Source organism: Qipengyuania flavescens, assembly GCF_029688735.1.
Classification (GTDB): Bacteria; Pseudomonadota; Alphaproteobacteria; order Sphingomonadales; family Sphingomonadaceae; genus Qipengyuania.
Genome location: NZ_JARULD010000002.1, coordinates 714,928 through 735,939, shown reverse-complemented (window position 1 = coordinate 735,939; position 21,012 = coordinate 714,928). Strand labels below are relative to the sequence as shown.

18 protein-coding genes are annotated in these 21,012 nt (G+C 63.4%); 10 read left to right on the top strand and 8 right to left on the bottom strand.

Annotation, left to right across the window (positions count from 1 at the left end; translation table 11 throughout):
• Positions 1–177: 177 nt before the first annotated feature.
• The 3 genes from pyrG to tpiA all read right to left on the bottom strand — a co-directional run bounded on the left by pyrG (position 178) and on the right by tpiA (position 3,121).
• Positions 178–1,812: a CTP synthase gene (gene pyrG / locus P8R33_RS08820; RefSeq protein WP_278328604.1), complete on the bottom strand. Its 1,635-nt coding sequence runs from the start codon at positions 1,810–1,812 to the stop codon at positions 178–180.
• 103 nt (positions 1,813–1,915) lie between these two features.
• Positions 1,916–2,272, bottom strand: coding sequence for a preprotein translocase subunit SecG (gene secG, locus P8R33_RS08815; RefSeq protein WP_278328603.1), 357 nt, complete (start codon positions 2,270–2,272; stop codon positions 1,916–1,918).
• A gap of 87 nt (positions 2,273–2,359) precedes the next feature.
• A complete protein-coding gene (gene tpiA, locus P8R33_RS08810) occupies positions 2,360–3,121 on the bottom strand; it encodes a triose-phosphate isomerase (protein ID WP_278328602.1) in 762 nt (253 codons plus the stop codon).
• Positions 3,122–3,323: 202 nt separating this feature from the next.
• Between tpiA and P8R33_RS08805 the strand changes: the two genes are divergently transcribed.
• The 8 genes from P8R33_RS08805 (at position 3,324) to lexA (ending at position 11,848) form a co-directional block, all read left to right on the top strand.
• Positions 3,324–5,258, top strand: a complete 1,935-nt coding sequence (locus P8R33_RS08805; protein WP_278328601.1) for a peptidylprolyl isomerase — start codon at positions 3,324–3,326, stop codon at positions 5,256–5,258.
• Positions 5,245–6,765 (top strand): anthranilate synthase component I, encoded by a 1,521-nt coding sequence (gene trpE, locus P8R33_RS08800; protein WP_446532500.1) that lies wholly within the window; start codon positions 5,245–5,247, stop codon positions 6,763–6,765. Before P8R33_RS08805 ends, trpE begins: the two co-directional genes overlap by 14 nt.
• Entirely contained in the window at positions 6,762–7,595 is an 834-nt protein-coding gene (locus P8R33_RS08795; protein WP_278328600.1) for a phosphodiester glycosidase family protein, read from the top strand. Before trpE ends, P8R33_RS08795 begins: the two co-directional genes overlap by 4 nt.
• The gene (gene pip, locus P8R33_RS08790) at positions 7,592–8,548 is read left to right on the top strand and encodes a prolyl aminopeptidase (protein ID WP_278328599.1); all 957 of its coding nucleotides are present in this window, start codon (positions 7,592–7,594) and stop codon (positions 8,546–8,548) included. The genes P8R33_RS08795 and pip overlap by 4 nt, the downstream gene beginning before the upstream one ends.
• Before the next feature lie 67 nt (positions 8,549–8,615).
• The gene (locus P8R33_RS08785) at positions 8,616–9,230 is read left to right on the top strand and encodes an anthranilate synthase component II (protein ID WP_278328598.1); all 615 of its coding nucleotides are present in this window, start codon (positions 8,616–8,618) and stop codon (positions 9,228–9,230) included.
• Positions 9,227–10,219 carry an anthranilate phosphoribosyltransferase gene (trpD, locus tag P8R33_RS08780; protein ID WP_278328597.1) on the top strand — a complete coding sequence of 331 codons (993 nt, stop codon included), beginning with the start codon at positions 9,227–9,229 and terminating at the stop codon, positions 10,217–10,219. The genes P8R33_RS08785 and trpD overlap by 4 nt, the downstream gene beginning before the upstream one ends.
• Complete coding sequence (gene trpC / locus P8R33_RS08775; protein WP_278328596.1) at positions 10,216–11,001, top strand: indole-3-glycerol phosphate synthase TrpC; 786 nt, start codon at positions 10,216–10,218, stop codon at positions 10,999–11,001. Before trpD ends, trpC begins: the two co-directional genes overlap by 4 nt.
• A gap of 148 nt (positions 11,002–11,149) precedes the next feature.
• Positions 11,150–11,848: a transcriptional repressor LexA gene (lexA, locus tag P8R33_RS08770; protein ID WP_278328595.1), complete on the top strand. Its 699-nt coding sequence runs from the start codon at positions 11,150–11,152 to the stop codon at positions 11,846–11,848.
• A 75-nt stretch (positions 11,849–11,923) separates the two neighbouring features.
• Here the strand turns inward: lexA and P8R33_RS08765 are convergent, their stop codons facing one another.
• Positions 11,924–14,038: a ComEC/Rec2 family competence protein gene (locus tag P8R33_RS08765; protein WP_278328594.1), complete on the bottom strand. Its 2,115-nt coding sequence runs from the start codon at positions 14,036–14,038 to the stop codon at positions 11,924–11,926.
• Positions 14,039–14,159: 121 nt separating this feature from the next.
• Between P8R33_RS08765 and gltX the strand changes: the two genes are divergently transcribed.
• Together gltX and P8R33_RS08755 are read left to right on the top strand one after the other, a co-directional pair.
• Positions 14,160–15,611, top strand: a complete 1,452-nt coding sequence (gene gltX / locus P8R33_RS08760) for a glutamate--tRNA ligase (RefSeq protein WP_278328593.1) — start codon at positions 14,160–14,162, stop codon at positions 15,609–15,611.
• Positions 15,612–15,621: 10 nt separating this feature from the next.
• Positions 15,622–16,908, top strand: coding sequence for a citrate synthase (locus P8R33_RS08755; RefSeq protein WP_278328592.1), 1,287 nt, complete (start codon positions 15,622–15,624; stop codon positions 16,906–16,908).
• Between the two features lie 53 nt (positions 16,909–16,961).
• Here the strand turns inward: P8R33_RS08755 and P8R33_RS08750 are convergent, their stop codons facing one another.
• The 4 genes from P8R33_RS08750 to P8R33_RS08735 all read right to left on the bottom strand — a co-directional run bounded on the left by P8R33_RS08750 (position 16,962) and on the right by P8R33_RS08735 (position 20,989).
• Positions 16,962–18,443: a sensor histidine kinase gene (locus P8R33_RS08750; protein WP_278328591.1), complete on the bottom strand. Its 1,482-nt coding sequence runs from the start codon at positions 18,441–18,443 to the stop codon at positions 16,962–16,964.
• The gene (locus P8R33_RS08745) at positions 18,407–19,354 is read right to left on the bottom strand and encodes a hypothetical protein (protein WP_278328590.1); all 948 of its coding nucleotides are present in this window, start codon (positions 19,352–19,354) and stop codon (positions 18,407–18,409) included. Before P8R33_RS08745 ends, P8R33_RS08750 begins: the two co-directional genes overlap by 37 nt.
• Positions 19,355–19,407: 53 nt before the next feature.
• Positions 19,408–20,586 carry a hypothetical protein gene (locus P8R33_RS08740; RefSeq protein WP_278328589.1) on the bottom strand — a complete coding sequence of 393 codons (1,179 nt, stop codon included), beginning with the start codon at positions 20,584–20,586 and terminating at the stop codon, positions 19,408–19,410.
• A 79-nt stretch (positions 20,587–20,665) separates the two neighbouring features.
• Complete coding sequence (locus P8R33_RS08735; RefSeq protein ID WP_446532499.1) at positions 20,666–20,989, bottom strand: Hpt domain-containing protein; 324 nt, start codon at positions 20,987–20,989, stop codon at positions 20,666–20,668.
• Positions 20,990–21,012 lie beyond the last annotated feature (23 nt).

Sequence of the window (21,012 nt, the reverse complement as noted above, 5' to 3'; positions counted from 1 at the left end):
AAGTATCTCGAATTGCCGCGATATTTTCTGCGACAACGACTGTAGTCTGCACCAGATACAACAAAAGATAAACCCGAAATTCCGCAGAATTTCGGGGTTTGTCGCGTCTATACAAGCCTCGAAATTGTCGGCTTAACGATTTCAACAACTTGACGAATTCGCCGAGCGCGAAAAGTATCAGACGAGCCGCGCCTGTTCGAGCGCAGCGCCGATAAATCCGGCGAAAAGCGGGTGCGGGTCGAAGGGTTTGGACTTGAGTTCCGGGTGGAACTGCACGCCCACGAACCAGGGATGGTCGGGACGTTCGACGATTTCGGGCAGCAGGCCATCGGGTGACATGCCGGAGAAGATCAGTCCCTGCTTTTCCAGCGGCTCGATATAGGCCCCGTTGACCTCGTAGCGATGGCGGTGCCGTTCGGAGATGTCGCTCGCACCGCCGTAAATGGTCGACACGTGACTGTTCGCAGCAAGCTTCGCCTCGTAAGCACCCAGGCGCATGGTCCCGCCCAGATCGCCGCCCGCTTCGCGGGTCTGGAGCCCCTCTTCGGTCATCCACTCGGTAATGATGCCGACGACTGGTTCCGATGTCTCGCCGAATTCGGTCGAGCTGGCCCCGTCGAAACCCGCCGAGCGCGCGCCCTCGATGCAGGCCATTTGCATGCCGAGGCATATGCCGAGAAACGGTACCTTCCGCTCGCGGGCGAACCGAACGCTGGCGATCTTGCCTTCGGACCCGCGCTCGCCGAAACCGCCGGGTACGAGGATGCCGTGCATCGGTTCGAGCTGCGCAGCGATGTCGCTGTCGCCCTGCTCGAACACCTCCGCATCGATCCACTTGATGTTGACCTTGACGCGGTGAGCCATGCCGCCGTGGATCAGCGCTTCGTTGAGCGACTTGTAGGCATCCTGCAGGCCGACATATTTGCCGACCACGCCAATCGTGACTTCGCCCTCTGGGTTCGAGTGGCGATCGACGACATCGTACCAGCGCGAGAGGTCCGGGTCGGGCGCATCGGTGATGCCGAAACCGCGTAGCACCTCAGTGTCGAGGCCTTCGCCGTGGTATTGCAAAGGCACGGAATAGATCGACGGCGCATCCAGCGCCGGGATGACCGCTTCCTTGCGTACGTTGCAAAAATTGGCGATTTTCTGCCGCTCGCTATCCGGAATCGGATGCTCCGCACGACAGAGCAGGACGTCGGGCTTGATGCCTAGGCTGGCAAGTTCGCGAACTGAATGCTGGGTGGGCTTGGTCTTCAGCTCACCTGCGGCGGCGATATATGGAACCAAGGTCACATGGACGCTGAGCGACTGCATCGGCTCAAGCTCGTTCCTGAGCTGGCGGATGGCTTCCATGAAAGGCAGGCTCTCGATGTCGCCGACCGTTCCGCCGATCTCGCAGAGGATGAAATCGTGATCGCCCTGATCGGCGAGCGCGAAATCCTTGATCGCATCGGTGACATGCGGGACCACCTGCACGGTCGCGCCGAGATAGTCGCCGCGTCGCTCCTTGGCGATGATCTGCTGGTACACCCGGCCCGACGTGACGTTGTCACCCTGATGGGCTGATACGCCGGTGAACCGTTCGTAGTGCCCCAGGTCGAGGTCGGTCTCCGCCCCGTCGTCGGTCACATAGACCTCGCCGTGCTGATACGGGCTCATCGTGCCCGGATCGACGTTGAGATAGGGGTCGAATTTACGGATGCGGACCTTGTAGCCACGCGCCTGCAGGAGGGCAGCGAGCGATGCTGCCATGAGACCTTTGCCGAGCGAGGAGACCACGCCGCCGGTGATGAAAATATACCGCGCCATGGGAGTCGGGCCTTAAGCTGAAGATCGGAGTCGGTGCAAGCGCAAAGCCGTGCGATTGCGCGGCTCGTACCGCGCAATCCACAATTTCACGATCTGGTTTGGGTTATTCGGTCGAGCCGGCCAGCGGATCGTCGCTGACCGGAGCAGCATCACCGGTCGTTGCCGGGCCGAGCGGATCGGCCGGCGCTGCAGGAGTGACGTTCCGGTCGAGCGTCGATTCGAGCGAGTCCGCGCTGGTCGTCTCGACCGCAACCGCTGCCAGCACGATCGACAGGATCACAAAGAGCACGGCGAGCCACTTGGTCGACCGGGTCAGGAAGTCAGCCGCACCGCGAGCGCTGAGCATGCCGGAAGGGCTGCCCCCGATACCCAGCCCGCCCCCTTCGGAGCGCTGCATCAGGATCACGCCAACGAGCACGGCGGCAACGATGGCCTGGAGGACGGTGAGGAACAGGAACATGACTTCGAATACTCTTCGGTAAATATGTGCGGCCCGCATCTAGGCTGCGAGGCTGCAAACGGCAAGTGCGCCGGTCCGGCGCGGAGTTCAGGCGTCCTCGGTCTCCGACGCTGCCACGACGATGCCGAGGAAACTCTCGGCGCTCAAGCTCGCGCCACCGACGAGGGCCCCGCCCACTTCGGGCAGCGAGAGGATCTCCTTCGCATTCCCGGGCTTCACCGAACCGCCGTAGAGGATGCGAACATCTGCCGATGCGTCCGGGCCGTAAGTCTCGTCGAGCAGTCCGCGGATCGCTTTGTGCATCGCTTCGATGTCTGCAGAGGTCGCCGTGCGACCGGTGCCGATCGCCCAGATCGGTTCGTAGGCGATCGTCAGGCGCTCGGCAGGATCCTCGAACGAACCGAGCGCGGATTTGATCTGGCCGAGGACGAAAGCTTCGGCATCGCCCGCATCGCGAGTCTCGAGGGATTCTCCGCAGCAAAGGATCACGCGCAATCCGGCCTCGATCGCCGAATCGATCTTCGCATTGATCAGTTCGTTCGTCTCGCCATGGTCCTGCCGCCGTTCGCTATGACCAACGATCACGAATTTCGCCCCGGCATCGGCCACCATCGCGGCGTTGATGTCGCCCGTATGCGGACCCTCGGCCCCGGGATGGCAGTCCTGCGCGCCGACGCCGATCTGCTCGGCCTCGCGATGAACGGCGTGAATCAGCGTGTATGGAGGGGCGACTGCGACCTCCACCTTCATGTAGCGCTGTGCGGCACGATCGATCGCGCGTGCTTCGGAAAGCATCGCCCGCGTGCCGAACATCTTCCAGTTTCCAACGATATAGGGCCGTTCGGCCATTGCGATTTCCTGCGAAGAGTAGATGATTGGCCGCTCACTATAGGAGCGTTGTGTTGCGCCCCGCTAGACAAGCTTTCTTCGCGCGTCAAAACCCTTTGCAACCTGTTGCGGCGAGGTCGCAGGGGGGATAAAGGCTGCCGCCAAGGGCGACCGCTCGCTGCGGAAGCCATCGATCTACGTCTATTCGGGACCGCCCGCACTCATGCTCACTTTCTTTCGCAATATCTTCAAGACCAAGATCGGCCTTGCCTTCGCGCTCGCCTTTCTCGGACTGATCGCGCTCGCCTTTGCCAGCGCGGACGTATCGAGCACCGGTACCTTCGGCGGTGTTGCAGGCGGCGACCGGGTGGCTGTGGTCGGCAGCGAGAAGATCGGGACCGCCGATCTGGTGCAGGCTGCGAACAACGGCCTCGATCGCGTCAGGCAGGAAAATCCGACGCTGTCGATGGAAGGCTTTCTTGCGCAAAATGGTCTGGAACGTTCGCTCGATGCCCTGATCGATCGCTTTGCAATCCGTGCCTATGCCGAGAAGTACGGTATCCGGGCGGGCGACAATCTGGTGAACAGCGAAATCCGCATGCTCCCGGCATTCCGCGGAGCCGACGGGAACTTCAGCGAAGACGTCTATCGTCAGGCACTGGCGCAGGCGCGAATTTCCGACGCGCAGGCGCGTGAGGATTTCGGCACGGGCCTCCTCTCTCAGCAGCTTTTTGTTCCGGCGACCTTCGGCGCGACCGTGCCGGACAAGCTAGCCTATCGATACGCCCAGCTTCTTAAAGAGCGTCGGCAGGGTACGATCGCCCTGCTCCCGTCTGCGAGTTTTGCGCCAACCGGCGATCCCTCGGACGCAACGCTGAGGGCCTATTACGAGTCCAACAGCGCCGATTTCATTCGTCCCGAACGGCGCGTCGTGCGTTTCGCGACGTTCGACAGCAGCGCACTGGGCGACCGGGTCGAGCCGACCGAGGCGGAAATCGCAGAACGTTACGAAGCCGATCGCGAGCAATATGCAGCAAGCGAAACGCGTGATGTTACCCAGCTCATCGTGCCGACACAGGCGGCCGCCAATTCCTTGCGCGAGCGCATTGCAGGCGGTGCAAGCTTCGATGCCGTGGCGCGCGAAGCGGGGCTGCGAGCGACGCCGTTGACGGGCCTAGATCGCGAGGCGCTGACCTCGCAGGCCTCCGAAGCCGTCGCCGCGGCGTATTTCTCGGCGGGAGAAGGCTCCATCACGCAGCCGGCGCGCAGCCCGCTCGGCTGGCACATCGCACGCATTGATAACGTTGAAACACGAGCCGCACGGACGCTCGCGCAAGTCCGCGAAGAAGTCGCCGCGGCCGTGCGCGAAGAAAAGCGTGTCCAGGGGCTCGCCGACCTCGCCAATGAAATCGACGACCAGCTGGCCGATGGTGCAACTTTGCGCGAGGTGAGCGAGGAGCTCGATCTCGAGCTGACGACCACGCGACCCGCTATTGCCAATGGCCGCATCTACCAGACGCAGGAAACTCTTCCCGACGTGCTGGCGCCCGCGCTGCAGACCATTTTCCAGATGGAAGAGGAAGAGCCCGAAATTGCTCCTCTTGAAGGCGGGCAGACCTATCTCGTCTACGAGGTGGCCCAGATCACAGCTTCGGCCAAGGCCCCCCTTGCCGAGATAAAGGATCGCGTCGAAGCAAACTGGCGCATTTCGGAAGGCCTGAAGCGCGCCCAAGCCGCTGCCGACCGGGTGACGAAGCGCGTGCGTGGGGGCGCATCGCTTGCCGCTGCCGTCGCGGAGGAAGAGACTAACCTGCCCGCACCCGAAAGCATCGATCTGACCCGCGAACAGCTGGCTGCCCAGCGCGAACGCCGCATTCCGCCGCCGCTCGCCCTGCTTTTCAGCATGGCCGAAGGCACCACCAAAAAGCTCGAAGCTGCGCAGAAGATCGGATTCTTCATCGTCAACCTGGAAGATATCAGCATGGACGATATCGCCGAGGACGATCCGATGATCGCACAGGCAAAGTCCCAGCTCGGCCCAGTCATCGGCGAGGAGTATGCCGATCAGCTGCGGCTTGCGATGCGCGAAGAGCTCGGCGTAGAGCGCAACGAAGACGCGATCGAAGCCGTTCGTCGCCAGCTGCTTGGCACGAACTGAGACGCCCTTGTTCACCGCTCTCGAAGGCCTCGACCAGGCGCGCGCCGAGCTGAGCGAGGGTCGTCCCGCGCTGGTCTGGCGCACTATCGTCGCTGACACGGAAACTCCCGTCGGGGCGGCGCTCAAGCTGTTCGAGGAAGGACGCGGCGATTTCGTACTCGAGTCGGTCGAGGGTGGCGAGACACGCGGGCGCTATAGCCTGATCGGCATAGCGCCTGACCTGGTCTTTCGCGCGCATGGCGCCGAGGCGGAGATCAATCGCGACTGGCAAACGGATCGCGACGCTTTCGTTCCGTGCGAAGGCGGCGCGCTGGATGCGCTGCGCAGGCTGACTAAAGACTGCCAATGTGCGACGCCGGCAGCGCTTCCGCCCGCCCTCGCCTGCCTCGTCGGCTATTTCGGCTATGAGACAATCAGCCTGGTCGAGAAGCTCCCGCGTGCTCCGGAGAGCGAAGTCGATTTGCCGGACATGCTCTTTGTCCGCCCGACAGTAATCCTGGTCTTCGACCGCCTTGGCGACACTTTGTTCTGCATATCGCCGGTCTGGCCGGACGGATCGCTCGACGTGGCGCAAGAGCGGATCGACGAAGTTCTGCGCAAGCTGTCACTGCCTCTTACGAAGTCTGCCGACCGGTATCCCGACCATGTCGAACCGCAGCTCACCTCGACCATCGATGCCGACGATTACCAGTCAATGGTCTTGCGTGCGAAAGACTACATCGCGGCCGGCGATGTCTTCCAGGTCGTCCTCTCGCAACGCTTTACGTCGCCTTTCGAGCTGCCGCCCATGGCGCTCTATCGTTCGCTCCGGCGTATCAACCCTTCGCCGTTCCTCTACTTCCTCGATCTTCCCGGCTTCGCCGTAGTCGGCTCCAGCCCCGAAATTCTCGTGCGTGTGCGCGAAGGCGAGGTTACGATCCGACCGATCGCGGGGACCCGGCCGCGCGGCGCAACCCAGGAGGCGGATCGGCTCGCCGAGAAATCGCTTCTGGCCGACCCGAAGGAGCGCGCAGAACACTTGATGTTGCTCGATCTCGGGCGCAACGACGCAGGACGCGTGGCGGACGCCGGCAGCGTCGAGGTCACGGAGAGTTTTACGGTCGAACGGTACAGCCACGTCATGCATATCGTCAGCAACGTCGTCGGGCGCCTAGCCGAGGGCAAGGATGCGCTCGATGCGCTGTTTGCCGGGTTCCCGGCAGGCACCGTCAGCGGTGCACCCAAGGTGCGCGCCTGCGAGATTATCGCCGAGCTGGAACCTGCAACGCGCGGCCCCTATGCGGGCGGCGTCGGCTATTTCGCACCGGACGGATCGGTCGACAGCTGCATTGTCCTGCGCACCGCCGTGGTGAAAGATGGGATCATGCATGTGCAGGCCGGGGCGGGCATCGTGGCGGACAGCGATCCAGCCTATGAGCAGCGCGAATGCGAAGCCAAGGCCGGCGCCCTGCTCGCCGCCGCAAAGGACGCAGTGCGGCTCGCGAACGAAGCGGGTTACGGCCAGTGAGAGTGGCAGTTCTCCTGATCGCGCTCGGCAGCCTGGCAGCTTGCGAACAGCAACCTGCCGGCGAGCCTGTCGCTCGTGCCAGGATCGACGGGCAGGCGCCATCGCCTTCGCCTGAGCCTAGCGAGACGGAGACCGTCGCAAGTTCGGTAGAAAGCGCCTGCCGTTCCATAATCTTCGAAGACACGCCCCTTACCCACTGCCTTGCCAATCCCGTCCGCCACCGCATCGGCATGGATCTGGGGCCGTCAGGCGAAGCGCCCTATCGCAGCCTGACAGCTTTTTCGCGCCAACGCGGCGAGAACGGTGTCGCCTTTGCAATGAACGCGGGCATGTATGACGACGAGGGCGAGCCGATCGGTTACTTCGTTGAAGGCTCGGAGCGACTCAAGACTCTCAACACCGCCGAGGGCGAAGGCAATTTCCACCTCAAGCCCAACGGCGTGTTCTACGGCACGGCGGGCGAATGGCACGTCCGCACGACCGAAGATTTCCTCGCCAATGTGACCGAGCGGCCGGAGTTCGGCACGCAGTCCGGGCCGATGCTGGTGGTCGACGGCAAGCTGCATCCCGAAATAACGCAGGACGGCCCATCGCGGCTGATCCGCAACGCAGTCGGCGTCGATGGGCAGGGCCGGGCCCATTTCGTGATTTCGAACGCACCGATTTCCTTTGGCAAGCTCGCGCGCTTCTATCGCGACGAGTTGAAGACACCCAACGCGTTGTTCCTCGACGGGAACGTCTCGCAATTGTGGAACCCGGCGACCGACCGCCTCGATACCGGAGCGCCGATCGGCCCGATCGTGGTCGTCGAAAAGAAGGACAGCGAGTGACCGAACAGCGCCGTGGGCTCTATCCGGAGATCGAACCCTACGAAACCGGGATGCTGGATGTCGGCGAGGGTCATTCTCTCTATTACGAACGGGTCGGCACACCCGGCGCGAAACCCGCGGTTTTCCTGCATGGCGGCCCGGGCGGCGGCATGTCGCCCGATCACCGGCGCCAGTGGGATCCCGAACTCTACGACATCCTGCTGTTCGACCAGCGCGGATGCGGCAAGTCGCTGCCTTTCGCCGAAATCGAGCATAACGATACCTGGCGCATCGTCGCCGATGTCGAGCGGCTGCGCGAGATGTGCGGGCATGACAAGTGGCAGGTCTTCGGCGGTAGCTGGGGCGCGACACTCGCCCTCGCCTATGCCGAGACCCATCCCGACCGCACGAGCGAGCTGGTGCTGCGCGGCGTATTCCTCGCACGCCAGATTGAGAAAGACTGGCTCTACACCTATGGCGCCAGCGAGATCATGGCCGAGCAGTGGGACCAGTTTACCGGCCTCATCCCGGAAGACGAGCGCGGCGATCTGGTGAAAGCCTATTACAAGCGCCTGACCTGCGATGATGAAGAAACACGCCTCGCCGCCGCGCGCGAATGGTCGCTGTGGGAAGGCAATGTCGCCACTCTGCTGCCAGACCCTGCCCTACTGGACACCTTCGCCGATCCGGCCAAGGCGGTGCCTTTCGCCCGGATTTGTGCGAAGTTCTTCCTCGAGGACTTCTTTCTGGATGAAGCGCAATTGTTGAAGAACGTCAGCGCGCTGGCGGGCATACCCGGAATTATCGTTCAGGGCCGCCACGACATTTGCACGCCGCCGACATCCGCCTGGGCGCTGAAAAAGGCTTGGCCCGAAGCCGACCTGTGGATCGTGAACGATGCCGGACACTCCGCAGCAGAACCGGGCATCATCGATGGCCTCGTGCGGGCGACCGACAAGCTGGCCGGCAAGTAGGCGTGACGTCGCGGTCAGCTTAACTTGCTTGAAAGCCCGCAGCCGTGCCGCCATTGAGCGATCCGCAATGACCGACAGCCGCTCTATCCTCGTCATCGACAATTACGACAGCTTCACCTTCAACCTCGTCCATTACCTGATGGAGATGGGAGCCGAGGTTGAGGTGGTGCGCAATGACGCCATGTCGGCGGGCCAGGCGATGAGCCGCGGCGCGGCGGGTTTCCTGATCTCGCCCGGGCCATGCACCCCGAACGAGGCAGGTATCAGTCTCGACCTCGTGGCGGCATGCGCGGATGCGGGTAAGCCGCTGCTCGGGGTCTGCCTCGGCCATCAGGCGATCGGCCAGCACTTTGGCGGCAAGGTCGTTCGCGGCGGGCTGATGCATGGCAAGACATCACCGGTGGAACATGACGCCAGCGGCGTATTTGCCGGACTGCCGTCACCCTTCACCGCTACCCGCTATCACTCGCTGATCGTGGAGGACATTCCGGAGAGCCTCGCGGTCAATGCCACCAGCACGACGCCCGGCCTCGATGGCAGCAGCGTCATGGGGTTTCGGCATAGCGACTTGCCTATCCACGGCGTCCAATTTCATCCCGAAAGTATCGCGACAGAGCATGGACACGCGCTGCTCGCAAATTTCCTGTCGCTGTGCGGGATCGACGCAAAGGTGCCGGCATGAAGACGCTCCCCACAGCAGAGCAGCATCTGGGCGAGCAGGAGGCCGAGGAGGTCTTCGGCTGGATACTGGACGGCGAGACGAGCGACGAGGAAATCGCGCGGTTCCTACGCGAAATGTCCACCCGCAGCGAAACATCCGATGAGATCGCGGGCGCGGCGCGGGCCCTGCGGGCGCGGTTGATCCCGATCGATGCGCCGGAAGGAACGGTCGATTGCTGCGGCACCGGCGGTGACGGGCATCACACGCTCAATGTTTCTACCGCAGTGAGCCTGCTGGTCGCGGCGTGCGGTATTCCTGTGGCCAAGCACGGCAATCGGGCGGCGAGCAGCAAGTCGGGTGCTGCAGACACACTCGAAGCGCTCGGCCTCGATATGGAGGCCGCGGGAAGAACCGCAGAGAAGTCACTGGCCGAACTTGGGATTTGCTTCCTTTTCGCGAAGAATCATCATCCCGCGATGGGGCGGATTCAGCCCATCCGCCAGCAACTTGGCGTACGGACGATTTTCAACCTGATGGGGCCCCTCTCCAATCCGGCCGGCGTGAAACGCCAGCTCATCGGGATCGCGCGGCCGGCCTATGTACCGATCTACGCGGCGGCAAAAGCCAAGCTCGGCACGGAGCGTACCTTCATCGCTTCGGGCGACGAGGGGCTGGACGAGCTTAGCCTTGCCGGTGGAAACGAGTTGGCCGACGTCACTCGCAATGAGTTCGAGATGCGGCGGGTGAACCCCGTTCAGGCGAACCTGCCCCATGCGCCGGTCGAGGCGATCCGCGGGGGCGACCCGTCGCATAACGCCAAGGCACTGGAGGCGCTGTTGCTCGGCGCGCCCGGGCCCTATCGCGACGCCGTGCTGTTCAATGCCGCCGCTACGTTGATCGTGGCGGGCAAGACCGAGGACTGGACCACAGGTGCCGAAATGGCTGGCGAAGCAATCGACAGCGGCGCTGCCCGGCAATTGCTGGCAGACTGGATCGCGATCGCGCAATGAACAAGCTGGTCGAAATCTGTGAAACCAAGCGCGGCGAAGTGGCCGTGCGCAAGCAGAAGCATTCGCTCGGTTCGCTCGATGTGCAAGCCAACGGCCAAACGCCGCCGCGTGGCTTTCGCTCCGCACTTGAATGCGCGCAGCAAAATGGCTTCGGCCTGATCGCCGAAATCAAGAAAGCTTCGCCATCCAAGGGTCTGATCCGGGAGGATTTTCGCCCCGCGCAGCACGCTCGTGACTACGCCGAAGGCGGTGCGGCCTGTCTGTCGGTCCTGACCGATTCGCCCTACTTCCAGGGCCACGAAGACTATCTGATCGAAGCGCGCGCGGCTTGCGATCTGCCGGTCCTGCGCAAGGACTTCATGATTGACCCCTGGCAGGTCGCCGAAGCCCGCGCGCTCGGCGCAGATGCGATACTCATTATCGTTGCCGCGCTGGACGATGGCGTGATGGGCGAGATCGAAGCGGCCGCGCTCGAGCGCGGGATGGACGTGCTGGTCGAAGTCCATGACGAACACGAGCTGGAACGCGCGCTGGCGCTTCAAACGCGGCTCATCGGCGTCAACAATCGGGATCTGCGGACCTTTACCACCGATCTGGCGACCACCGAGCGGCTCGCAGCCCTCATCCCGAAAGACGCCCTTCTTGTCGGCGAGAGTGGCATCGCGACGCATGCCGATTGCCAGCGCCTCGCGCGCGGCGGCGTGCGTAGCTTCCTCATCGGCGAGAGTCTGATGCGGCAGGCCGATGTCGTCGCTGCGACGCGTACCCTGCTCCAAGGCTGACCCAGTGCTCCGGCACGTATCGCGAACGCCTGTTCTCCACAAGAAAGCTCCGAAACGGCCGAATTGCTTGACTTGTTGATATCCGTTGCCTAATTGTTCCACATTCGTTCACAGGGTTGTGAACAGGCGGCACGGGAGTTGCGCAGATATGCTGACAGCCAAGCAGCACGAATTGATCCGCTTCATCCAGCAACGGCTGGAGGAGACCGGCATTTCACCCAGTTTCGAAGAAATGAAGGAAGCGCTCGACCTCAAGAGCAAATCAGGCGTGCATCGCCTGATTTCCGCTCTAGAAGAACGTGGCTTCATCCGTCGCCTGCCCAACCGGGCGCGCGCGCTCGAGGTCGTCAAACTGCCCGAAGATGCGGTGACAGGCTCGGGCCAGCCCAAGCCTGCGAACGATACCGGCGCGAAGATGGCGGCTACGGTGACGGCGAAACCCGTCGCCCCGGAACCGGCGAACGACATCATCGATGTGCCGCTGCACGGCCGGATCGCGGCTGGCGCGCCGATCGAAGCGATCGAGGGTCAGGCGAGCATGCCTGTTCCTGCCGCGCTGCTTGGGCCCGGCGAGCATTATGCGCTCGAAGTGTCGGGCGACTCGATGGTCGAGGCAGGAATCTTCGATGGCGACTTCGCACTCGTGCGACGGTCCGATACCGCACGCGACGGGGAGATCGTCGTGGCGCTTGTCGATGACGAAGAAGCTACGCTGAAATATCTGCGCCGCGATGGCGGGCGCATTCGACTTGATCCCGCGAATGGGTCCTACGAACCGCAGGTGTATGAGTCTCACCGGGTCAAAGTTCAGGGCAAGCTCGCGGGTCTGCTACGCCGCTACCACTGACGTTCGACGAGATAGGTTTGGTTTGGGAGAGGGGCCCGGCGTCGGCTGTGCCCCCTCTTCTTTAATAGGCTGTTTCTATTTAGAACCAGCGCTCGACCGGACGAGAGGGCGGAACCAACCGTGCTCGCCCTGCCCTTCGGCCACGGTATCGATACGCTCTTCGGCAAGGTAGATGGCGGTACCGCCTTCCCGCTCGAGAAACCGGCGATCGGCCTTGAGCCAGCGTGGCTTGCATGAACGCGGCAGGAAGCGATCAGCGATGACGATGTCGGACCTGTCGCAGGCGGCGGCAAGCGCTCGCTCCTCGATAAATTCGCGGCTTCGCGCGATCAGCACGTCCCATTCTCGACCATCCCTATCGATACGTAAGCTACAAAAGTCCCGGCTACACCGAGCGCCCGACCATTCGGCTAAAGGTACCGGCTCCCCGTCCAGCGCTGCGATTTCGCGCAGGTTTTGCCGAGCGTAGCTGCCCTCGCTGTCCCGCAAAACAAGCAGCCGGCCATCAGCGCTCGCGATACCCACATCGCGCCCGTCGCGCGTTATCACGATGTCCGGGGCGGGTGTCGCCCACATCCATAATGAAGCGACGGCGACGGGAAGCGCGCCCCAAAGCCGTGTTCTTCCATGCCACAATGCCAACCAGAGCGCGCCAAGGACAAATACCGCCATGGCCGCCATCGGCATCTTCGGGGCGAGCTTCACGGCACCCGGCTGAGCGGAAACAAGGTGTGCGATCCACAGGAGGACATCGAGCGACTTGCCGACCAACCACCATATCGGCGCTCCCAGCCCGACCACATCCATCGCCAGCGCCAGGGCAACAAGCGGCATAGAAATAAAGGTCACGAGCGGGATCGCGAAGAGGTTCGCGACCGCCCCGTAAATCCCTGCCCGGTGGAAGTGGAACAGGACGATCGGCATAAGTGCGAGCTCGATGACGAAGCCGGTCAGGAACAGCATCAGCGCCCGGCGGCCGAAACGGCGCAAGCCGCTTTCCTCCCGTGGCGCGAGGAATTCGCGAAACGGCTTCGCATTGTGAAGCGCAACAATGGCCAGAACGGCGGCAAAGCTCATCTGGAAGCTGGGTCCGACAAGCGATTCCGGCCATAGGAACAGCACCGCGATCGCCGCCACCGCGACTAGGCGCAAGGAGAGCGGCTCGCGCCCAAGCGCCAGAGCCGTCAGGACCAGAATAGCGCCGATGCAGCTGCGCACCGTAGGTACCTGCGCCCCCGTCAAAAGCGTGTAGCCGATACCGGCAAGCGCAGCGATTGCCGCAGCGACGATGGGCAGCCTGACTCGCAACGCAAGCCATGGCCACAGGGCCAGCAGCTTAAGCGCGATTAGATATGTCGCGGCGATGATCGCGCTCACGTGGAGGCCGCTGATCGACAGCAGGTGCGTAAGGCCGGCGTCCCGCATGGCCACCTCATCCGCTTTGGAAATCGCCCCGCGGTCGCCGCTGGCGAGAGTCGCCGCGATCGCCCCGGGAGCGCCGTCGAGACGGTCGCGAACATGCGCCGAGAGCTGTCGCTGAACCTGCGCAATCCAGCCTTCGCCGCCGCCCCCGCCGGCCTCCTCTACAATCTCGATATCCCCCACAACGCTGCCGGTGGCTGCATAGCCATCGAACCAGGCCCGTCGCGCGAAGTCGTAGGCGCCCGGTACGATTGGCGGCGAAGGCGGCATGAGGCGCGCGGACAACCTGACGCGTACGCCCTCCCGCAACCCGCTATCCGCTTGATCCAGCGGCACGTTGACGCGATAGGCTCTCGCGATCCCGTCCTCGGCATCGCGAGCCGCCAGTACGAGGCGAATGCGGTCACGTGCGGGTTGGTCCTCGCGCTCGAGAATGCGGGCGTCGAGCCGCTCGAATGCCGGCCGCTCGATTGGTTCCGCCCCGATCAATTCCGATCTTGCCCAGACCAGGCCGATCCCTGCCGCGATGACGAGCGACGTGGCGACAGTCGCAGCGAGGAGATAGGCCCGCTCGTCACGATCGCGCCACGCGGCGAGTGCTGCGAGGGCGACCAGCACCAGTCCACCGATCGTCGCAGACCATTGCCATGGCGTATCGAGCAGAAACCACAGGCTGATCCCGCCGCCGAAGGCAACTGCCAGCCACGGTCCGCGGTCGAATCCGGCACTCGCCAAACCTGTCTCGCAGCGATCCGCAATTCTGGACATCAGGCCGCGCATGCGCCAAGGGCGCGGCACAGCCTGCACGGATCCTCCGTCCGTCCCCCCCATCGGTACCGAAGGCGTCCCGCGTGTCGCCATGCAAGTGTTTGAAAGGAAGCGAGAGCCAATGGCAAGCGATAGTGGAACGCCCGAAGGACAGGTCGTAACCCGCTTTGCCCCTTCGCCCACCGGATACCTGCATATCGGCGGCGCGCGCACGGCACTGTTCAACTGGCTCTTCGCCCGGCACCACGGAGGCCGCACGCTCCTGCGGATCGAGGATACGGACCGCAAGCGCAGTACGCAGGACGCGATCGACAAGATTATCGAAGGGCTCGGCTGGCTAGGCCTGGATTTCGACGATGCGCCGCTGTTCCAGTCCGATCGCGCCGAACGTCATGCCGAAGTAGCGCGCCAGCTCCTCGCAGCAGGCCATGCGTACAAATGCTACGCCACGCCCGAGGAGCTCGAGCAAATGCGCGCCGACCAGCGCGCAGCCAAGCAACCGATGCGCTACGACCGTCGCTGGCGCGACCGCGACGAGAGCGAGGCTCCCGAAGGGGCGCCCTTCGTTATCCGTCTTAAAGTGCCGACCGAGGGCGAGACGACCATCGAAGATGCCGTCCAGGGTCCGGTGACCGTGAAGAACGCCGAGATCGACGATTACGTACTGCTCCGCGCCGACGGTACGCCGACCTATATGCTCGCGGTGGTCGTCGACGATCACGATATGGGTGTCACTCACGTTATCCGTGGCGACGATCACCTCAACAACGCCTTTCGCCAGCTCCCCGTGATCCGCGCGATGGACGCGATCGAGGGCGGCTGGCCCGATCCGGTCTATGCTCACGTGCCGCTGATCCACGGTCCGGACGGCGCGAAAATGTCGAAGCGCCACGGCGCCGTCGGTGTCGAAGGCTATCGCGACGAGGAAGGCGTGCTGCCGGAAGCACTCTTCAATTACCTCCTGCGCCTCGGCTGGGGGCACGGTGATCGCGAGGAGATCAGCCGCGAGGAAGCGATCGAGCTGTTCGACCTCGACGGAGTCGGCAAGGGTCCTGCCCGGTTCGACACAAAGAAGCTGCAGAACCTCAACGGGCACTACATCCGCGAAGCCGACGATGGTCGCCTGGCTCGCATCGTGGCCGAGAGGCTGGAGGGTGATGCAGATGTCGATTTGCTCGAGCAGGCCATGCCCGTCCTTAAAACCCGTGCCAAGTCCATCAACGAACTCGTTGAAGGATCGCAGTTTCTTTTCGCCGAGCGGCCTCTCGACATGACCGAGAAGGCGGCCGGCCTGCTTGATGACGAAGCGCGGCAGCGGCTCGCGGGCCTGTCGAAAATGCTGCACGTGCAAAATGACTGGACAATCGAGGCTCTCGAAGCCACTACGAAATCGTATGCCGAGCAACTCGAACTGGGTCTCGGCAAGCTCGCGCAGCCCATGCGCGCGGCATTGACGGGGACGACCACGTCCCCCGGCATTTTCGATGTGCTGGTCCTTCTGGGCAAGGAAGAAGCGCTCGCGCGGATCGATGCGCAAGCCGCCGACGCCCCGGGGCCAGACGCAAACCGTTGAGGAGACACGCGTGGCCGACAACAAGGCAACTCTCGATCTGGGCGACCAGACCCAGGAATTCCCCGTACTTCAGGGCAGCGTCGGCCCCGATGTCATCGACATCCGCAAGCTGTACGGCGGCACCGGCAAGTTCACTTACGATCCCGGCTACAAGTCCACCGCCAGCTGCGAAAGCGCGCTGACCTATATCGACGGTGAAGAAGGCGTCCTGCTGCACCGCGGTTATCCTATCGGCCAGCTGGCCGAACATTCCAGTTTTATGGAAGTCGCCTACCTGCTCCTGAACGGCGAACTGCCGGGCAAGGAAGAGCTGGACGATTTCGACTACACGATCACGCGGCACACCATGCTGCACGACCAGCTGCGCCAGTTCTACCAGGGCTTCCGCCGCGACGCGCACCCGATGGCGATCATGTGCGGCGTGGTCGGTGCTCTGTCGGCATTCTATCACGACAGCACCGACATTTCCGATCCCGAGCATCGCAAGATCAGCAGCCATCGCCTGATCGCCAAGATGCCGACGATTGCCGCCTGGGCCTACAAGTATGCCATCGGCCAGCCTTTCATGCAGCCGGACAACAACCTGAGCTACACCGGCAATTTCCTGCGCATGACCTTCGGCGTCCCGGCCGAGGAATACGAGATCCATCCCGCGATCGAAAAGGCGATGGACCGGATTTTCATTCTCCATGCCGATCACGAGCAGAACGCCTCGACCTCGACCGTCCGCCTCGCCGGATCGTCGGGCGCGAACCCGTTTGCTTGTATCGCCGCCGGTATCGCATGCCTGTGGGGCCCGGCGCATGGCGGCGCCAACGAAGCTGCGCTGAACATGCTTCAGGAGATCGGTTCGCCTGACAAGATCCCGCATTATATCGAGCGTGCGAAGGACAAGAACGACCCGTTCCGCCTGATGGGCTTCGGCCACCGCGTCTACAAGAACTACGACCCGCGCGCGACAGTGATGCAGAAGACGCTGCGCGAAGTGTTCGAGGCACTGAATGTCAGCGATCCGGTGTTCGAGACGGCGCTGCGCCTCGAAGAACTCGCGCTGAACGACGATTACTTCAAGGAAAAGAAGCTTTTCCCGAACGTCGACTTCTACTCGGGCATCATCCTGAATTCGATCGGCTTCCCGACGACCATGTTCACCGCGCTCTTCGCCCTCGCCCGCACCGTCGGCTGGGTGGCGCAGTGGAACGAGATGATCTCCGATCCCGGCCAGGTCATCGGTCGCCCGCGCCAGCTTTACACTGGCCCGACCGAGCGCGATTACGTGCCGATGGACAAGCGGTAAACCCGGCTTCCGTAGCAATAGATCAAGGGGCGCTGCGGCGCCCCTTTTTCGTGTCAAGCGCTCGTGTCGTTTTGTGGGTTATCGCGCCCCGCATCGTCCCGCTTTTCCGCTCGCATCTCATCAGCGGCCGGAACGGAAAGTGTGAAACGCGCGCCCTGCCCCGGTGCGCTTTCGACTGTGAGATCGCCGTCCATCGCGCGTGCGATCCGGCGTGAAATATAGAGCCCGAGGCCGGAGCCACCATCGCCGCTGCGCCCCAACCGCTCGAACTTCTCGAACACCCTCGCCTGTTGTTCCTCGTCAAGGCCGTGACCCTGGTCTGCCACAGTGATGAGTGCGCGGCTGCCGATCCGGTCGAGCCGGATCCAGACCTGGCTGTCCTCAGGCGCATAGCGGATCGCATTGCCGACGAGGTTGAGCAGGATCTGCAGCACGCGCCTGAATTCGGCGATGGCCAGCTGGCTCTCGCCTTCCACAGGCGGCACCAGCGTGATGCCCTTCTCCTGCGCGCGAACGCCGAGAATACCGCAGGCCCGTCGCGCGACGTCGGCAAGCTCGATACGGTCCGGCGCGGTAACGAACTGGTCTGATTCGACGACCTCGAGATCTGAGAGGTCGTCGATCAGCGCCAAGAGATGCTGGGCCGCGGTAGCGATATCGGCCGCATAGGAACTGTATTCGTCAGCAATCGGCCCCGCTAGCTTCGTCCTGATCGTTTCGGCGTTGGCGATGATGCGATTGATCGGTTGGCGAAGGACCGGCGTGAGGTCGCGACCGAAGGATGCGCCTTCGATACCGGCACCATTTTCCGCAGCCTCTACGCCCGCAGCAGGCGTGTCAGCGGTCAGGTAGAGGGCGAAGCCTGCACTACCCGGCTCGCCTTTGCCGAGCGGTTCAAGATGCGCCGTCCATGCACGCTTCGACCCGTCGATTTCGCAGCGCGAACCATCGAGCAAGCGCCAATGGAGCGGCTGCTCGTGCGTGCTGCCTGGCAAATGGACGAAATCGGTCCAAGGTCGGCCGATCCCTGCGCGAGCAGCTTCTACGAACCCCGCAAGGTCGGGCGCCTCGGTCTCTACCGACAGTATGCCCTGCGATGGGCTCAGCCGCACGGTGCAGTCCGCGAGATGCCGGTTTATCTCGATCCGGCGACGCGCGGCGTCGAGTTCGTTTTCCGGTGGCAATTCTTCGCTGTGCCAGCTCACGACATCGATCGCGCTCTGCAAAATATTCCCGTCGTCATCGAACTTGGGAGTGATTTCCACCCAGGCGGTGATGCTGTTGTCGCCGTCGATGGCGGTGAATTGCCGCGCGAGGCGAAGGCCGTAGGTGTTGGCCTTGTCGACCAGCGCATGTAGTTCGGGAATGGCGATCGGGCCTCCGATCTGCCCGCTGCAGGCTTCCTGCAGGCTCGCGAGCGGTTCACCGGCTTCGACGAGCCGCCCTTCGCCATCGACCCTAGCAGATGCGATATAGCTTGTGCCGACGCTGGCCATGGTCAGACGATCCCCATCGTGCCGGCTTCGGCGAGCCATTTCTTCGCCTCGGCCTGCGTGATCCCATCGAGGCCGCCTTGCGGGCTGCTTTGTGGGTGTAGCCTCAGAATCTGGCTATTCGCCTCCGCCGCGTCGAGACCGCAGCCGCGCAGCGCCAGTGCGAGCCGCGCGACCTGCTGTTCGTTCGTCGCAAGCACAGCAAGGTTGCGCGACTGGTTCGACCGTGCCGCCAGTGCCGTTAGAAACAGCGCGACACCGGCCTGTTCCACGTCGAGGGCCTTCGTAACTTCTTCTCCAAGCCCTGCCACGAGCCGGGCGAGCAGCGACAGACGGGCCGAGCTCTCGTCATAGGCGTTGCGCAGCTTCGCTTCGGCGCGGATCATGGCATCGGACCGCCGATCTCCGCCGAAGTTGCGCCACCCCAGCAGCAGTTCGTGAAACAGGTCGCCCGGCAGTTCGGCGAGCGAAAGCTCCATGCGCCGCTGCGATTGGGCGAAGCGCGCCTGCGCGGCCAGAGCCCCCATCGCCGCGCTGGCCTGACCGCTGTCGGGCGAAGCGATCAATGTCTGCAATAGCGGGGAAAGCACCGGGTCGATGCCGTATTGCGCTTCCATCCGCGTCGCCAATTGCCACTCGAGCGCGAGGGCATGGCAATGCGAGAGGACCCGCGGGCTGGTGAAGAAGTGCTGCGCCAGCGCTTCGCCATGCTTGTCGGCAAAGGCTTCGCGCCCCGCTTCCCCGGTCGCCTCCGCCTGGGCCCGGAGGATCTGCCAGGCAAGATCGTAGCACATGCCGCGAATCCGCGCGACAATCTCGTCGCTGAACAGCGAGTGGTCCGGGGTCGACAGCAGATGCTCCAGGATCGGCGTAACCCGCGCGAGCACGGCATTCCCGCCAGCCAAGGACTCGCGCAATTCTCTCGCTTGGTCCGCTCGGGCAGCGTCAGGCACCGGGATCTCCATCTTCATGCCGTCGCGCTATCATGGACATGGTTAAGTCGACGTTAGTCGCCACGGTAAGGCACAAGAAAGAGCGAGATGAGCACCAGCAAAGCCATGATCGCTGTGACCGGCTGGGTAATCCCCAGAAACGCGCACGGAACCAGCAATGCGCTGATTGCGATCCGGTCGCGGTAGGTCTCACCCCAATTGTCGTCCCGCAGGCGGGCACCTAGTCGCAAGAGACCGAACAGCACCGCTGGAACGAACAGTCTCAGCCAACCGGTATCTTCGGGAGAGGCGGCCGCGATGAGGATCGCCAGCACCGGATCAGTCGACCAGTCCAGCGCTTTCGCCAGCGCCGATCTTCGCGCGCCGAATTGCCCCGCCCGCGCGATGCGCTCCACCGTCTCTCCCGCCGCGCCGAGCATGGCCATGACCGTACCGAGCGCCAGTGCGGGTACCGGCATGCCGAGAGCCGCGAGTGCCAGAGCGCCGATGCCGCTGAGCGCAGCGCCCAGCGCTGGAAGCCCCGCGCCCTTAGTGCCCAAAGTGTCGCGCGCAAGCCGGGCACCGATCCGCTCTGCGACCGCAAGTCCGGGCGCCGTGAAAGGTGCTGGCGATGCATGGGTCTTGATCCAGCGTTCTTCCCTGTCGATTAGGTCTTCGACGCTGGGATCGATATGCCACTGACCGTCCTCGATCAGCCGCTTTTCCAGAGGCAGGACCTTGACCCCCGATTGCAGCGACAGCCGCAGCAGGCTGGCAACCACGTCGCTATCAGGCGGCAGCTCGGCGAGACGTTCGACCACCGAACCCGGCGCGAGCAAGGCGCCCGACCACGCAGACTCGGGATCGATCCGCTCGTAGCCTCTCGGCACGGCGTCTTCGGCTGGAAAGGCTAGCACCGCCGGGCGAGCAATGTTGCGGAGCACAGCAGCATCGGAGGGCAGGACGCCGGCAGCAATTACAAATAACTCGTCGGCTGCAGTCACGAGACCCGAGAGGGCCCGCGGGTTCTGCATGGCGACGAAGCGGACGCCGGATTGTTCGGCACGGCGCTGTGCCTCTGCGACCTCGCGGCCGATCCCTTCGACGAGGCATGCAATCGTTTCGCAACCGGCCGCCAGCGCGAGATCGATCTGCCGGTCGATGATGCGTGCGCCCGCGAAATTGCGATAGGCCGCACGCACCGGTGCCGGAGTGACGGAATCATCGAGCGTGGAAAGTAGGGCGACGCGCAAAACGCTCTCCGTTTGGGCTGCTGCGCCGGCACTCTAGTTTTGCCCGGACGGCGAAGCCACCCCAGTCGGTGGATTTCCCTCAGTCCCGGAATGCAAGTTCTTCGCTGAAGTTACGGATGCGGGCGACTATTCCCGGGTCGCCCGGCGCGCCTTCCAGCGCCTCGCGGGCCAACGCAGCCAGTTCATGCGCATGAAAGCTGGCAGCCAGTCCCCGGAGGCGTTCGGCAGCGACCCGCCAGTTGCCGTCGCACCGTGCCCTGCTAAGCAAATCGACCTGCCGCACCACGCTCTGCGCGAAAGCAGCTTTCAGCTCGGCCTGCAGCGCCTCGTCGGCACCGGCAGCAGCACCGATCGCAACCTCGAAATCGGACGAATGATAGGCCATAGCGTGCTGAATAGGCATGGATGAGTTAAAGTGGGTTTAAG

Coding starts and splice junctions, on each gene's coding strand:
- pyrG (WP_278328604.1), bottom strand. CDS start 1,812: ATGGCGCGGTATATTTTCATCACCGGCGGCGTGGTCTCCTCGCTCGGC.
- secG (WP_278328603.1), bottom strand. CDS start 2,272: ATGTTCCTGTTCCTCACCGTCCTCCAGGCCATCGTTGCCGCCGTGCTC.
- tpiA (WP_278328602.1), bottom strand. CDS start 3,121: ATGGCCGAACGGCCCTATATCGTTGGAAACTGGAAGATGTTCGGCACG.
- P8R33_RS08805 (WP_278328601.1), top strand. CDS start 3,324: ATGCTCACTTTCTTTCGCAATATCTTCAAGACCAAGATCGGCCTTGCC.
- P8R33_RS08785 (WP_278328598.1), top strand. CDS start 8,616: ATGACCGACAGCCGCTCTATCCTCGTCATCGACAATTACGACAGCTTC.
- trpD (WP_278328597.1), top strand. CDS start 9,227: ATGAAGACGCTCCCCACAGCAGAGCAGCATCTGGGCGAGCAGGAGGCC.
- trpC (WP_278328596.1), top strand. CDS start 10,216: ATGAACAAGCTGGTCGAAATCTGTGAAACCAAGCGCGGCGAAGTGGCC.
- lexA (WP_278328595.1), top strand. CDS start 11,150: ATGCTGACAGCCAAGCAGCACGAATTGATCCGCTTCATCCAGCAACGG.
- P8R33_RS08765 (WP_278328594.1), bottom strand. CDS start 14,038: ATGTCCAGAATTGCGGATCGCTGCGAGACAGGTTTGGCGAGTGCCGGA.
- gltX (WP_278328593.1), top strand. CDS start 14,160: ATGGCAAGCGATAGTGGAACGCCCGAAGGACAGGTCGTAACCCGCTTT.
- P8R33_RS08750 (WP_278328591.1), bottom strand. CDS start 18,443: ATGGCTCGCCGAAGCCGGCACGATGGGGATCGTCTGACCATGGCCAGC.
- P8R33_RS08735 (WP_446532499.1), bottom strand. CDS start 20,989: ATGCCTATTCAGCACGCTATGGCCTATCATTCGTCCGATTTCGAGGTT.